This window comes from Paenarthrobacter aurescens (assembly GCF_025421775.1).
Taxonomy (GTDB): Bacteria; Actinomycetota; Actinomycetes; order Actinomycetales; family Micrococcaceae; genus Arthrobacter; species Arthrobacter aurescens_B.
This window is the reverse complement of the sequence record NZ_JAOEFX010000003.1, coordinates 594857-609001: the sequence shown is the minus strand read 5'-3', so window position 1 is coordinate 609001 and position 14145 is coordinate 594857. Positions and strand designations below refer to the sequence as shown.

Annotated in this window: 14 protein-coding genes; 5 read left to right on the top strand and 9 right to left on the bottom strand. The window is 63.6% G+C overall.

The genetic code is table 11. The annotated features are described in order from the left end of the window. Window positions 1–85: 85 nt before the first annotated feature. The 7 genes from N7568_RS08965 to N7568_RS08935 form a co-directional block, all read right to left on the bottom strand. Complete coding sequence (locus N7568_RS08965; protein WP_261609487.1) at window positions 86–1042, bottom strand: ABC transporter substrate-binding protein; 957 nt, start codon at window positions 1040–1042, stop codon at window positions 86–88. After that, the gene (locus N7568_RS08960; protein ID WP_261609486.1) at window positions 1039–1782 is read right to left on the bottom strand and encodes an ABC transporter permease; all 744 of its coding nucleotides are present in this window, start codon (window positions 1780–1782) and stop codon (window positions 1039–1041) included. The genes N7568_RS08965 and N7568_RS08960 overlap by 4 nt, the downstream gene beginning before the upstream one ends. After that, window positions 1779–2534, bottom strand: coding sequence for an ABC transporter permease (locus N7568_RS08955; RefSeq protein ID WP_261609485.1), 756 nt, complete (start codon window positions 2532–2534; stop codon window positions 1779–1781). Before N7568_RS08955 ends, N7568_RS08960 begins: the two co-directional genes overlap by 4 nt. Continuing rightward, window positions 2534–3628 carry an ABC transporter ATP-binding protein gene (locus N7568_RS08950; RefSeq protein ID WP_306422703.1) on the bottom strand — a complete coding sequence of 365 codons (1095 nt, stop codon included), beginning with the start codon at window positions 3626–3628 and terminating at the stop codon, window positions 2534–2536. The genes N7568_RS08955 and N7568_RS08950 overlap by 1 nt, the downstream gene beginning before the upstream one ends. Window positions 3629–3782: 154 nt before the next feature. Beyond that, entirely contained in the window at window positions 3783–4952 is a 1170-nt protein-coding gene (rsgA, locus tag N7568_RS08945; RefSeq protein ID WP_261609483.1) for a ribosome small subunit-dependent GTPase A, read from the bottom strand. A gap of 224 nt (window positions 4953–5176) precedes the next feature. Then, window positions 5177–5629: an NUDIX hydrolase gene (locus N7568_RS08940; protein ID WP_261609482.1), complete on the bottom strand. Its 453-nt coding sequence runs from the start codon at window positions 5627–5629 to the stop codon at window positions 5177–5179. Between the two features lie 30 nt (window positions 5630–5659). After that, entirely contained in the window at window positions 5660–7456 is a 1797-nt protein-coding gene (locus N7568_RS08935; protein ID WP_261609481.1) for a glycoside hydrolase family 35 protein, read from the bottom strand. A gap of 50 nt (window positions 7457–7506) precedes the next feature. Here N7568_RS08935 and N7568_RS08930 point away from each other — a divergent pair, with 50 nt between their 5' ends. After that, window positions 7507–8538: a pirin family protein gene (locus tag N7568_RS08930; RefSeq protein WP_261609480.1), complete on the top strand. Its 1032-nt coding sequence runs from the start codon at window positions 7507–7509 to the stop codon at window positions 8536–8538. Window positions 8539–8551: 13 nt separating this feature from the next. On the opposite strand, the gene N7568_RS08925 is transcribed toward N7568_RS08930, so the two are convergent. Next, the gene (locus N7568_RS08925; RefSeq protein ID WP_261609479.1) at window positions 8552–9487 is read right to left on the bottom strand and encodes an N-acetylglucosamine kinase; all 936 of its coding nucleotides are present in this window, start codon (window positions 9485–9487) and stop codon (window positions 8552–8554) included. A 41-nt stretch (window positions 9488–9528) separates the two neighbouring features. Between N7568_RS08925 and N7568_RS08920 the strand changes: the two genes are divergently transcribed. Further along, window positions 9529–10572: a nitronate monooxygenase gene (locus tag N7568_RS08920; RefSeq protein ID WP_261609478.1), complete on the top strand. Its 1044-nt coding sequence runs from the start codon at window positions 9529–9531 to the stop codon at window positions 10570–10572. On the opposite strand, the gene N7568_RS08915 is transcribed toward N7568_RS08920, so the two are convergent. Then, window positions 10547–11521: a LysR family transcriptional regulator gene (locus N7568_RS08915; protein WP_261609477.1), complete on the bottom strand. Its 975-nt coding sequence runs from the start codon at window positions 11519–11521 to the stop codon at window positions 10547–10549. The genes N7568_RS08920 and N7568_RS08915 overlap by 26 nt on opposite strands. A gap of 173 nt (window positions 11522–11694) precedes the next feature. Here N7568_RS08915 and N7568_RS08910 point away from each other — a divergent pair, with 173 nt between their 5' ends. The 3 genes from N7568_RS08910 to N7568_RS08900 are packed head-to-tail and all read left to right on the top strand — an operon-like array spanning window position 11695 to window position 14139. Then, on the top strand, window positions 11695–12906 hold the full coding sequence (locus N7568_RS08910) for an MFS transporter (protein WP_261609521.1): 1212 nt from the start codon (window positions 11695–11697) through the stop codon (window positions 12904–12906). Between the two features lie 30 nt (window positions 12907–12936). Further along, entirely contained in the window at window positions 12937–13578 is a 642-nt protein-coding gene (locus tag N7568_RS08905) for a TMEM175 family protein (protein ID WP_261609476.1), read from the top strand. Between the two features lie 54 nt (window positions 13579–13632). Then, a complete protein-coding gene (locus N7568_RS08900; protein ID WP_011775479.1) occupies window positions 13633–14139 on the top strand; it encodes an Lrp/AsnC family transcriptional regulator in 507 nt (168 codons plus the stop codon). Window positions 14140–14145 lie beyond the last annotated feature (6 nt).

Genomic DNA, 14145 nt, shown 5'->3' with positions numbered 1-14145 from the left:
TGAGACTTAACTCACAGAAACGACGACGGCGGTGACGGTCCCGCGCGGGTCCTTCACCGCCGTCGTACGCGGCTTTGATCAGGCGTTACTTGACGATGCCCTTGTCCTTCAGCCACGCAGCAGCTGCGTCCTTGGGTGCCTGCTTCTGGTCGCCGCTGACTGCACGGTTCAGGTTGATCAGGTCATCCGTGGTCAGGATCTTGGAGACGTTGTTGAGGGCCTCCTTGGCCTTGTCCGTCATCTTGGCCTCCTTGACCAGCGGGAGGACCTGCTGGGCCTTGAAGTTGTTCTTCGGGTCTTCGAGGACCACGAGGTCGTTGTCCGCGATGGACGGCGTGGTGGTGTAGATGTCCGCTACCTGCACCTTGTCCTCCAGCAAGGCCTGGAGCGTCAGGTTGCCGCCGCCGTCGCTGAAGGGCTGGAGGCCCTTGAGCTCGCATCCATAGTTGGCCTTCAGACCCGGGAAGCCGTAGGCCCGCGTCTCAAACGTTGCCGGCGCAGCCATGGTGAAGTCCTTGCAGACTTTGGCAAGGTCCTCGATGGACTTCAACTGGTACTTCTCCGCCGTGGCTTTGGTGACCACCATGGCGTCCTTGGACTCGGCCTTTGCCGGCTCCAGGACAGCAAGGCCTTCGGGAAGCTTGCCCGGGAGCGCTTTGTAAACGTCCTCCGCGGAAACTTCCTTGGCCTCGGTGTCCACGTAGGACAGGAGGTTGCCGGAGTAGTCCGGGACGAGGTCGATGGAGCCGTCCTGGACTGCTTTGAAGTAGATCTCGCGCGAACCGATGTTCGGCTTGGAGGTGGCGGTAAGACCCGCGGCGTTGAGGGCGCCAACGTAGATCTCGGCAATGACCTGGCTCTCTGGGAAGTCGGCCGAACCGACAACCAGCGAGCCACCGGCAGCGGATCCGCTGGGTGCCGACGTGGACGGCGTGGCCAAGGGGCTTCCGCCACACGCGCTCAACGCGAGGGCCACACCCACTCCAGCGGCGAGGCCGCCGAGACCACGGCGCGTAAGGGTCATGGGGACGGGGTTTTTCATGGTGTACCTCCTTGAACGGCAGCCCCGGCGGGAGCTGTGGCTGTGAGATCGTCGGACGCCTTCTGGCGGCCGTTTGAGTCGAGGGTCAGGCCGGGCGAGATGACGAGTCTCTGCACTCCGGCCAGGATCAGGTCTACGGCGATGGCGAGCCCGGCAATGAGCAAGGAACCACCCAGCATCCGGGGAAAGTCTTGCAGGACAAGACCATCAAACAGGTAGCGCCCCAGCCCGCCCAGCGGCAGGTAGGCCACGACGGACACCGTGGCGATGACCTGCAAAACCGCGGTGCGCACGCCACCGAACATGACTTGGAGCCCATTGGGCAATTCCACCCGGAAGAGAATTTGGAGCTCAGTCATGCCCATGGCCCGGGCCGCGTCCACCACGGTGGCATCGACGCTGGAAATGCCCGCGTACGTGCCGGCCAGCAGTGGCGGCACCGTAAGAATGACCAGCGCCCACACGGGTGGCATCAGCCCGCTGCCGGCAAGCAAGGCGAACAGGACCAGTAAACCGAGTGTCGGGAGGGCACGCAGCGCACCGGCGACGGCGACTGCAACCACACGTCCACGGCCTGTATGCCCGATGTAGAGACCGATGGGCACGGCGATGGCAGCAGCGATCAGGAGAACAAGTGCACTGTACTGCAGGTGCTCAAGCAAGCGGGTGGGGATCCCGCCGCTTCCGGTCCAGTTTTTGGGACTCGTCAGCCAGGCAACGGTCTCGGCAAAAATGTTCATGCGGACGCCCCAGGATCCGGGCGAACGGCAGAGCTTGAAACCACGCCGTGCGGCGTGGCCGGTCCGGACTTGGGTTCGGTGAGAAGAGCGCTGCCGTCCTGTCGCGGGGCTTTCCCGCCTGCAGCCCGCGTCCATGGAGTCAGAAGCCGCTCAAGAACCACCAGGACTGCATCCATCAGGAGGGCGAGCACCAGAATCGCGATAATGCCCACCACCACTTCGGTGATAAACGTACGCTGCAGCCCGTCGGTAAACAGGAACCCGAGGTTGCCCACCCCCAGAAGCGCTGCGACGCTGACCAGCGAGATGTTGCTGACGGAGACGACCCGAAGGCCCGCAAACATCACGGGCAACGACAACGGGAGGTCAACCTGGAAGAAACGGGCCAGGGGTTTGAAGCCCATGGCAACGGCTGCGTTGCGGAGATCGTCGTCCACGGAATCAAAGGCATCCATGGCAGCGCGGACCAGCAACGCGACCGCATAAATGGTCAGCGCCACCACGACGTTCAGCGGATCCAGGATCCTGGTGCCCAGGACGGTGGGAAGAATGATGAACAATGCCAAGGAGGGAATGGTGTACAGCAGCGATGTGGCCGTGGCCACGACGGACCTGAGTGTGCTGTTGCGCCTGGCCACCTGGGCCAAAGGGATGGAAATCAGCAAGCCAAGGATCATGGGAATGAGGGCAAGCACCATGTGCTGGCCCGCCAGCCCCAGGACCATTCCACTGTTGTTGAGGAACCACTCCATCAGGTGGCGTCCTCCCTGTGGTGGCGGACTTCTTCAATGAGTGCCAGGACTTCCGGTGCCTTCAAGACTCCGGCGACCCGGCCGTCGTCGTCCACTGCAACTCCAAGTCCCGACGGCGACGACAACGCCGCATCCAAGGCGCGACGCAACGTGTCCCCCTTGCGGAACAGCGAACCTCCGGGGATCAACCCGGCGCCGTCACGCGGCGAGGACCACCCGAGCGGCCGGGAGTCGGCGTCGACAACCAAGGCCCACTCCCCCGTTGCGCGGCCTGCGTGATGGCCATCGGAAGCACTGACCATGGTCACAGGGTGCAACGTCACGGCGTCAGCAGGATTGAAAGCAAGATGACGGAACCCGCGGTCCCGTCCCACGAAGGAGGCAACGAAGTCATTGGCCGGCGCCCGGAGAATTTCCTCCGGCGCGGCATATTGGGCCAGCTTTCCCCCCACGGCAAAGACCGCCACCTTGTCGCCGAGGACTGTGGCTTCGTCGATGTCGTGCGTGACGAACACGATGGTTTTGGCCAGTTCCCGCTGCAGGCGCAGGAGTTCCTGCTGCAGTTCGTCGCGGACCACGGGGTCCACGGCGCTGAAGGGTTCATCCATCAACAAGACCGGCGGATCAGCAGCGAGCGCCCGGGCCACCCCTACGCGCTGCTGCTGACCGCCTGATAGTTGCGACGGGTACCGTTTGCCGAGGGCCGAAGCCAGCCCGACGACGTCGAGCAGTTCCGCTGCGCGCTTCCGCGCCGCAGCTTTGGGAACGCCGTTGAGCCGGGGAACGGTGGCAATGTTGTCCAAGACCGAACGGTGTGGCAGCAGGCCGGACGACTGCATGACGTACCCCATGGAACGGCGCAGTTGTGCCGCGGGAACCTGCGAGACGTCTTCACCAGCGACGGTGATGGTACCGCTGGTGGGCTCCACCATTCGGTTGATCATGCGCAGCGAAGTCGTTTTACCGCAGCCCGAAGGGCCAACGAACACAGTGATGGAGCCTTTGTCGATGGACATGCTGAGGGCGTCCACCGCCGGCTGCCCGCCCTGGTATTGCTTGGTGACGCTCTGGAACTCAATCATGGCTTCGGCCATACCCGGGCTTACCTATCTGTGGTCGAGAACATCGGTAGAGCCACACGATCATATGCACTCTTATTACTTGGCTGCAAAGCAATCTTCACCCAGCGTAGCCAGCACCACCGACGATGTCAGCGCCGCCACGTGTTCCGTAATGAATCGGCAATGTTCAACGGTTGCGTCGCTTGCCCCTTTTCCCTCCCCGTTCCTCGGCCTGATCGTGCCTGTACCGCTCCGCAGCACGTTGGCCCCTGTCAGCCGACATCACCTTTTGGTGCCAATCACGCTGGTAGGCGCGGCGGGCAGCTGCGTCATGTTTCCTGGCCAGGGCGGCCAGCTCACGTTGCAGTTTCAGGTAGCTGGCCCAGCGCCGTGGATCAAGCGATTCATCCGCGAGCGCCTCCTGGACAGCGCACCCCGGCTCTGCTTGATGGGCACAATCGGTGAAGCGGCACCGGGTGAAGAGTTCTTCAAGGTCACCGAACATCTCCTCCATGCCGTCCTCGGCGTCGAACAAGCCAAAACCCCGGACTCCCGGCGTGTCCATCAACACAGCACCGCCGGGCAGGGGCACCAGCTCCCGCGAGGTGGTGGTGTGCTTGCCCTTGCCATCCCCGGCCCGTACTGCGCCTGTCTGCTGGACCTCGCGACCCGCCAGGGCATTGATGAGCGTTGATTTCCCGGCGCCGGATGGACCCAGCAGGACCAACGTGGCGCCTGGGGGGATGTGTTGCACCAGTTCATCGAGCCCGTCACCCTGCTCCGCCGAGGTGGTTACGACGTCCACGGCCGCGGCCTGCAGGATGACTTCCCCCACCACATCATCCGCAAGGTGGGACAGGTCCGCTTTGGTGATGACCACAAGGGGTGTGGCCCCCGAATCCCATGCAGCCACGAGCGTCCGTTCGAGGCGGTTATGGGTCAGGGGACGGTCCACAGGCACCACCACGGCGACGATATCGATGTTGCTGCCCAGAATTTGCTCCTCGGAGGACGCTTCAAAGGCGCGTTTACGGCTGAGTGCCGAGTGCCGGGGCAGGACCTCGACGACGGTAGGCTCACCTGCGGCATTGTGTCCGAGCCATACCCAGTCTCCAGTGGCAGGCACCATCCCACGGGAAGGATACGGCAGGTGTTGGAGACCGTTGAACGACGCAACGAGCACACGGTTCCGGTCAAGCCGGACTACGCGGCCAGGCGTGGCATTGCCGTGAATCCCGGACAGTTCGTTGGCGCGGAAAAGCTCTGCGGTTTTGTCGGTGAAGCCGTACTCTACGGGTCCTTGGAATTGCTTGGCGGAGTTAATTCGGGGGTTGCTTGAAGAAGCGAAATTGATCAAGGTTAAGCCTCTGCTGAGGCCCGGCCGCCTAGCTTTGGCAGGCGGATGCCGGGACAGGAATGATGGGCTGATGACGGCGCGCCGCAACTGAGTGCGGGGCGCGCAAGATCGTTGCAATCATCAAATCCACCTCCTTGGCATCCAGGCCGGCAACTGTTTGGGCCGGCGACGAGGTTCAGCTTAACCAATACTCTGCGACTTTGGCTAGGCCTCCAGCAGCAGGACTAGCTTGGCTTTCCGTCCGCAGGCCGTTCCCGGTGCAGGCGCAAGGCGGTGTCCACCAAGGACACGCGGTTGAGTTTCTCAATGTCCTGCAAGGGAATCCATGCGGCGTGGGTGGTGCTGCCATCCACTTCGTGGGTCAGTTCGCCGCCAACCACTGTGGCTTCGTACACCAGGCGAAGTGCTTGGAAGTCCTTGACCGAACCGTCTGGCCGCGTCTCGCCTGGCCAGTGCCCAACGTCGATCCCCAACATGCGTTCGATCTTGGCTTCGTAGCCGGTTTCTTCGAATACCTCACGCCTGCACCCGTCCACTGGGTGTTCAGCCAGGTCCAGGCCGCCGCCTGGAAGCGTCCACCCTTCTTTACCGTCCTGCTTCCAATAGGCCAGGAGGATCTTCCCGTCGTGGACGATCACGGCGTAAGCGGCTGGGCGGGTGTCGAACTGCAGGCTCATGGAGCCAGCATAGATCCTGGTCCCCGAACCTTACGGAAGTTCCGCAGCAACGATCGGTCCCGCCTCCTCCGGCCCGAGGTCTGGCTCTTGGCGAAGTTCGACGACGGTTCCCGGCTTCCCGAGTTCCAGCACCTTAATGCTGTTGCGGCCGGCGTTCAGCAGGGGCGCCGGCGCGTACAGGGTTACCTGCGGACCTTTCTCCCAGTACCTGCCCAGGAGGAATCCGTTGAGCCAGACGAAGCCCTTCCCGGAATCGGGCAGGGCAATGTAGGTGTCGGCCGGTGCCCCGACCTCGAAATCGGCGCCGGCCAGACCTTCGAGGTCTTCCGGCTTCCATTCCGACAGGGCCACAGGAGTCTGCGTCCAGTGGAAGGTGTAGCGCTGGTTGATGAGGACGCCGCCCAGGATGCCCTTGCCGTGGCCGGTCAGTGGGCCATAGTTGATGCGCCCCAGGTTCTCTACGAGGATCTCAAGCTTGGCGGGAATGCCTGTGCCGGTTACTGACAATCCTTCTGCGCCGGAGACATCATCCAGGACACCGGCAAATTCACCGTCCACCCATACATAGGCGCGGTCATTCAGGCCCGTGATTTTCAGCCGGCTCTCCGTGGGAGCATCGGAGCGGCCAGGCAGGATGGCTTCGGCTGCATACAGGACCATGCCGGCGTCGAGTCCCAACTGCTCAAAACTGAGTGGTTTGACGCTGCTGACGGGCTCACCGGCATTCCGGGTGAGCTCCAGGAGGTCAGGCCCGTCCGTCAAGGGCAGCGACTGCGCCGGCAGCACTGGTGCGTCAGCCAGCAACTCAACAGGCAGTTCGGGCAAGTGTTCAATGCCTTGGGCCCGGAAGAACTCCCTGCGGAGGGCGTGGAACTTGGGGGTCAGGGCGCCGTTCTCCGCAATCGGAGCGTCGGAGTCATAGCTGGTGACTGTCGGCTGCAGCATGCTGCCATCGTGGTTGCTTCCGGAGCTGAGGCCAAAGTTGGTCCCGCCGTGAGCCATGTAGGCGCAGAGGGAGCCACCAAGATCGAGCATCTTACGTGCTTCCAGCGCGGCGTCATCAGCGTCCCGGCGGTGGTGAAGTTCGCCCCAGTGGTCAAACCAACCGCCCCAGAATTCGACGTTGAAGAACGGTTCCCCAGGTCGACGTCGCTGCCAGACGGCCACAGCTTCGTCGCCACGGCTTCCCAGCGTCGCCGTTGCCCAGGTGCCCTCAATGGAACCACCGTCGAGGAAGTAGTCTGTGCCGCCGTCGGCCGTGAAGAGCAGCTCCGTGATGCCGCGCTCTTCAAGGACGCGCCGGTTCCAGCGGATGTAGTCGTGGTCGTCGCCGTAGCTGCCGTACTCGTTCTCGATTTGAACGGCAACCACAGGACCGCCCGCGGACGTCTGGCGCGAAGCCACAATGGGGAGGAGATGATCGAACCACTGCTCGATTGCCGCGGTAAATTCAGGGTCCATGCAACGCAGTCCGATGCCCGGAATGCCAGTCAGCCAGGCAGGGAAGCCGCCGTTGTCCCACTCGGCACAAATGTAGGGGCCGGGGCGGACGATGACATCCAGCCCTTCCTGGGCTGCGATGTCGATGAACCGTCCAAGGTCCCGCCAGCCGCTGAAGTCCGGGGCCTCATCGCGCTTAGGCTGGTGGAAGTTCCAAGCAACGTAGGTGTCAACTGTGTTGGCACCCATCGCTTTGAGCCGACGCAGGCGGTCCTGCCACAGGTCCGGATGAACCCGGAAGTAGTGGATGGCTCCGGCGAGGATGCGGTACGGTTCACCCGAACGGTAAAGGACGGCGTCGTGGTAGCTCAAGAGGGCGTTGGTCACACGGAACAGATTAGCTCAATTTCCAACATTTATGCACAGGTGATGAACACATGACCAATCTTGATACTTCCCCGGCCCAAGAGGTGTGCCCGGCCGCACACGAAGGTCAAGGTCCTTGCGTTCAACTGTGGCCAGAACGTGAGGTGCCTCTGGGCGGGGTCCGCGCAATGAACGTCATGAGGACGCTCCCCCAGCGGGGTTTGCCGACCGTGGGTGCGTGGTGCTTCCTGGACAGCTTCGGTCCCGACCGGGTGGCAATGAGCGTCCTCCCCCATCCGCACTGCGGACTCCAAACAGTCACGTGGCCTTTGGAAGGCGCTGTACGACACCGCGACAGTGTGGGCAGCGATGTGGTGGTGCGCCCGGGCGAATTGAACATCATGACGGCAGGCCACGGTATCTCGCACTCCGAGTTCTCCGTCCTTCCCGCCACCACCGAGGCAGGGACCAGCCCGCTGGTGGAAGAAATCCCCATCTCCCGGGGACTCCAATTGTGGGTTGCCCTGCCTGAGGAGCACCGGCACCGTGCTCCGTCATTTGAGCAGGTGAGGGACTTGCCGGTGGCAGTAGGCGACGGCTTTAGGGCCACAGTGATGGTGGGCGAATTCGCCGGCCAACGCTCCCCCGCCACTATGTTCAGCCCCATTGTCGGAGCTGACATCACGGGCACCGGATCCCTTGAACTGCCATTGCGGCCGGACTTCGAGCACGCCGTATTGGTCCTGGATGGCCATGTGGTCATCGATGGCCAGGACATTGAGGCCGGCCCATTGGCCTACCTGGGCGCCGGCAGGTCCAGCCTCCGGGTAGCCGCCCAACCCGACACCCGTTTCATGCTTCTCGGCGGCGAACCGTTCGGCGAAGACCTGCTCATGTGGTGGAACTTTGTAGGCAGGACGCACGAGGAAGTGGAAAAGGCGCGCGAGGAATGGGAGGCCGAGGGACTGCTCGACGACGACGCTGCCGCCGCCTCACGCTTCGGATTCGTCCCCGGCCATGGTCCTGGGGCAGGACCGGAAGCGGGCCGCATTCCTGCCCCGCCCCTGCCGGGAGTCAAACTGCGGCCCCGAACCCGCGGCTAGGCATTCCGTACCGCTACGCCCGCTGCTCTGCCACGAGGCGGGGGACACCGAACACGGGATCCTGCTGAAGAATACGCACGTCAACGATGCCGTCTTCGGCCAGCTTGGCCTTGAAGGCCTCCTGCAGGCGAGGCACGTTCATGCCGAGACCACTGCCGAGGATGACCGGTCCGTCGATTCCCAACTGGCGGACGGCTTGTTCGGCGAGGTCAGCGAGGTCGCGGCCTGCCTGTTCCACCAAAGCCATGCTGGTCTGGTCACCTGCGTCAGCGGCTTCCACCACCAGCCGGGCCTGCTGGGCCCAGTAGCGGCGGCCCGTGTCCGGGGAATGGAACAGGGCGATCAGCTTTCCCGGTTCATCCACACCGACGGAGTCCAACAGTGCACGGCTGAGCAGATCCGGCTGCAGCCCTTGGTTCATCCGGCGCAGGCTATGGCGCACTGCTTCGCGCCCCAGCCAGTAACCGCTGCCTTCGTCCCCCAGGAGGTAGCCCCAACCGCCTGCGCGGGCTTCCTCACCGGCGTCGTTCTTGCCCCACGCGGCTGAACCGGTTCCCGCAATCACGGCCACGCCCGTGCTTGCTCCCCCGGCTGCCAACAACAGGCGTGAATCGTGGACCACCGTGATCCGGGCACCGGGCGCGTGCGGGGCGATCAGATCGGCGAGCGCCTGGGCGTCTTCGTCTGTGTCGATCCCGCCAGCGCCCGCGTAAACCTCATCGATGCGGCCGCCGCCGATCTTGCCGAACAGCTCAGCGAGGTTTGCTGCGGCTTGCTCCCGGCTGACGTTCTGGACGTTGGAGCTGCCTGCGCTCTCGTCACGGACCGGCGCCCCGTTTTCGAACCGAACACCGCGGGTCTTCGTGCCGCCGATGTCGAGCCCGATGACGGTGCCACTCAAGGCCCGTGGATCGGAGTGGGAATGCTGGGCAGAGTCAGGATTGTTCACCGTGAAAGACTAGCTTGGAGCGTCCGGAGGAGAAACCGCATATGCCCGAATACCTGCTCGGTACACCGTTCATTGCAGCGCCCATGGCCGGGGGAACGTCCACGCCCGCGCTGGTACAGGCAGTAGACGCCGGAGGCGGTTTGGGTTTCCTCGCCGCCGGTTACAAGACCCCTGAGGCCATGAGCGCCGAGATTGCGGCAACGAGGACCCTCAACATCCGGTTCGGCATGAACCTCTTTGTGCCCGACCCACGCCAGCCCACGCCGGACCCGGAGACGAGGGCGCGTCTCGAGGCCTACCGGGCGGAGCTGGAACCCGAGGCTGCCCGGTACGGAGTGGCCCTGCCTCCCCTCCGACTCGATGACGACGACGCGTGGCAGGACAAGATCGATGCCCTGCTGGATGACCCAGTGGAGTTCGTGAGCTTCGCTTTTGGCCTTCCGGGGAAGCAGGTAGTAGCAGCGCTCCGGAAGGCAGGCACAATCGTCATCTCCAGCGTCACGAGCGTCCAGGAGGCTCTTGCCGCTGCGGATGAGGGTCCCGACGCCATCGCTGTCCAGCACAGCTCCGCGGGTGGACACACGGCAGCGTTCCTGCAGGGCAGCGCTGAATCAACCCCAACCCCGGCAGCCCGAACGACGGCGGAACTGGTCGCCCAGGTGCGTGCCGCCGTCGGACTTCCGCTGATAGCGGCAGGCTCGATCATGGACAACGCCGCGCTTCGTGAAGTGATGGCGGCCGGCGCAGCGGCCGCCCAGGTCGGCACGGCGCTGGTTCGCACCGACGAAAGCGGCGCCCGGAAGCCACACAAGGACGCTTTGGGTGATCCGGCATTCACGGAGACGGCCATGACCCGGGCTTTCACTGGTCGGTGGGCACGGTCGCTGGTCAACGACTTTGTCCGGGATCATCAGGATGCTCCGGAAGGTTACCCCGCCATCCACCACCTCACGGCACCGGTGAGGGCCGCCTCGTCCGCAGCCGGTGATCCGCACCACCTCAACCTCTGGGCGGGCACCGGTTGGCAGCAGTCGCGGGAGGGCTCCGCGAAGGATGTGGTCAGGGAGTTCCTGAACGGGCTCTGACAAGTTCGGCGAGCAATTCGCCACCCTCAGTGACCACGAGTTCCCGGAATAGCCGAACGGCGTCCGGCTCGAAGCTTCGCTCCCGCCATGCGATCCCGATCTGCCGGAACGCCAACTCCGATTCGATAGCTACTTCAACGAGGCCAAGTTCGGCCTTCGGAAGAAACTGCCCGGTCCCTGAGCCTGGACCCGCAGGCGGAAGGATGCTGAACCCCAAGCCTGCGGAAACCAGCCCGCGGGCTGAGGTGGACTCCTGGACTTCAAAGGCAATCCGCGGCCGGAATCCGGCTTCCCGCAGGAGTGCCTCGCCCAGGGCCCTCAAGCCGACCCCTTCCGGAAGCGTGATGTACGGGTCGTGCCGCAATTCCGATAGATGGACGCTGGACCGCCCGGCCAAGGGGTGTCGGTAGTGCAGCACCACCCTGAGCGGTTCACGGTAGAGCGGCAGCGAACGTATTCCCCTGCCCTCAGGGGCAATCGGCGCGATCAGCGCGAAGTCCATTTCGCCCCCGGCCAACTGCTTGAGGCAATCGTCCCGTGGACCCTGCCAGAGTTCGAACACCGTATGCGGGTAGCGGGCCCGGAAGGCACTGATGAGCAACGGCAGCGTCGCTTCACCAAACGTGTGCTGGAAGGAAACGCCGACACGCCCCCGGACCACGTCCGACTCATGCCGCACCCTGTCCAGCCCGGCCTGAAAATCCTCCAGCGCCGCATCGATGTAGGGCAGCAGGGTTTTGGCGGCGGGGGTAAGGCGGATGCCGCGGCCGTCGCGGACCAGCAAATCCATTCCCACAATTGCACTGGCACGGGCCACCGCCCGACTGACTGTCGACTGGGGAACACCGAGTAGTTCCGCAGTTTCCGTCATATGTTCTGTCCGACCAAGTTCAGCCAGGACGGGCAGCAGCGGAAGAAGCTGGATGAGCTGCTGGTGATCGGGTTCCACGGGACTCCTGCTGGCCTGGCTGGCTTGCCTGAATTGGCTGGCCCTAAGTTGGCTGGGCTTGAGTTGGCTGGCCTTGGCCACTCATGCATTACTGCATTGATGATACGCGACTTATGCATTGGAAAGCGGAGTCGGCTGCGTCCTAACCTTGCCGGGTGACTAAAGCAATCGCCATGAGCAGCGCCGAAACGTGGGACGGACACGCCAAAGGGTCCCGCGGCTACAGCCGGATACTCGCCGCCCTGGCACTCGCTGGAGTCGCCACTTTCGCACAGTTGTACTCGACGCAGGCCGTCCTGCCCCTGATGGCCAGCGACCTCAACATCACAGCCGCCGAAGCCGCTTTGAGCATCTCACTTGCCACTGTGGGCCTCGCTGTCACGGTGCTGCCGTGGTCCTTCGTGGCCGACAGGATCGGCCGGGTCCGTGCCATGGCCATAGGCATCGCCGCCGCAACAGTGCTGGGACTGCTGGTTCCCTTGGCGCCCACGGTGCCGCTGCTGCTGGGTATCCGAACACTTGAAGGCATGGCCTTGGGCGGAATACCAGCCATTGCCATCGCCTACCTCAACGAGGAGGTTACCAAGATCCACACTGCCTTGGCTGCCGGAACCTACGTTGCCGGAACCACCTTGGGCGGGCTGGCCGGACGCTTGGTGGCAGGCCCTGTGGGCGAGCTCTGGGGCTGGCGCGCCGCTGCCCTGGCCGTCTCCCTGCTGGCCGCCGTCTCTGCCGTCTTGTTCCTGGTGCTCGTACCCAAGCAACGACGGTTCAGCCCGGCCCCAGCAATGGGATTCCGCGGGGCCGTCCGGACTTTGAAAGGACACTCAAGCAATCCCAGGCTTGTGGCGCTATACCTCCAGGCATTCCTGCTCATGGGTGGCTTCGTGGCCGTCTACAACTACCTCGGCTTCCGGCTGCACGCGGAACCCTTCGGACTTCCCGCCACCGTTGTCAGCCTCATTTTCCTGGCGTACCTTTCCGGAACTGTCAGCTCACGCTGGGCTGCCGGACTGACCACGAGATTCGGCAGGCGGAACGTCCTGGTGGCCGGGATTGCCGTCATGTCAGCCGGCATGGCGCTGACCTTGGTGGAGAACCTGGCGGCAACCTTGGCTGGACTCGTGATTTTTACCGGCGGCTTTTTTGCCGCCCACAGCGTGGGTTCAGGGTGGACGGGAGTCATCGCCACCACAGGACGCGCACAGGCCGCTTCGTTGTACAACCTGTCCTATTACCTGGGTTCCAGCATCATCGGCTGGGCCGGCGGCCTCGCCTTTCAGGCCTTCGGCTGGCCGGCTTTGGCGTTGAGCGTCATCGCCCTTTCATGCACGACGGCGGCTGTCACCTTGATGGTCCACCGCCCTCCGCGGCACTCACGCTGATTCAGCCGGGCTGCCCCTACAATCGGAGGCATGACACAGGTCACGAAAAGTCGGGAACTGTCGTCGCCGGAGCGTTTGCAGGCGTTTACGGATGCCGTGGTGGCGATTGCTTTAACGTTGTTGATCCTGCCGCTCATGGAGAGCGTGGGTGAACTGTCGGACCATGATGGCACCACGGCTGAATGGTTGGCCGAGGAACAGTACGCCTTGCTCGGATTTGTCCTGAGCTTCGTCCTCATCGCAGTGTTCTGGGTGCACCACCACAAGCTCTTCCGCAGCGTCAAGCGTGTTGACTCGGGCTTGCTGTGGTTGACCGTGGCCTGGATGTTCACCATTGTGGTCATGCCAGTGGCGACATCGCTTTCCACCCAGATGCAGTCTGACTGGGCCCAGCCCCTTGTCTACATAGGAACCCTGTTCGCCACCAGCCTCATGCTCCTTCTGGCGCGTATTTATCTGCGCTCCCACCCCGACCTCCACACGCTGGATTCTGCCGCGACGAACTCCGGGATCCGTGCCGGCGCTATCGTTGCCGGGCTCTTCCTCACCGCCCTGGTTCTGGCGCTCGTCATTCCCGGCGCAGGAAACCTTCCCCTGCTGTTGATGTTGCTCAGTGAGCCACTCCAACGACTCGACCGACGGAGGGACCGCGTGACGCCTGCAAAACGATAGTCACCTGAAGAATTCACCACTTAGGATGGATGAAAGGCAATTTCAGGAGGATCCGTGAGCAACCCCACGAAGAATGTTCGGTCAAGCACGGGCAGCGCAGAGCCGCTGGACGCGATCGATGAACGAATCCTCGCAGCGTTGGTGGACGACGCCCGGATCTCCAACAAGCAGTTGGCGGAACTTGTGGGAATCGCACCCTCCACGGCTCTGATGCGCACCAGGGCGCTCTCCGAACGCGGCATCATCGAGGGTTTCGAAGCCGTCCTGAGCCTGCCGGCCATCGGCCGCTCAGTTCAAGCCCTCATCGCTGTTCGCCTTCGCGCCCACGACCGCGACCAGATCGACCGCTTCACTGCACGGGTCCCCAAGCTTCCGGCGGTCATTTCCACCTTCCATACCACCGGCTCCGTGGACTATTTGCTCCACATCGCCGTCGCCAATACTGATGACCTCCGCAACTGGCTCCTGGACAACCTGGCTACCGACCCCGTCGTCGGTCATACGGAAACCACCATGGTTTTCCAGCACATACCCGGCAACCGCGGACCGCTGCCGGAATAGGGGCGG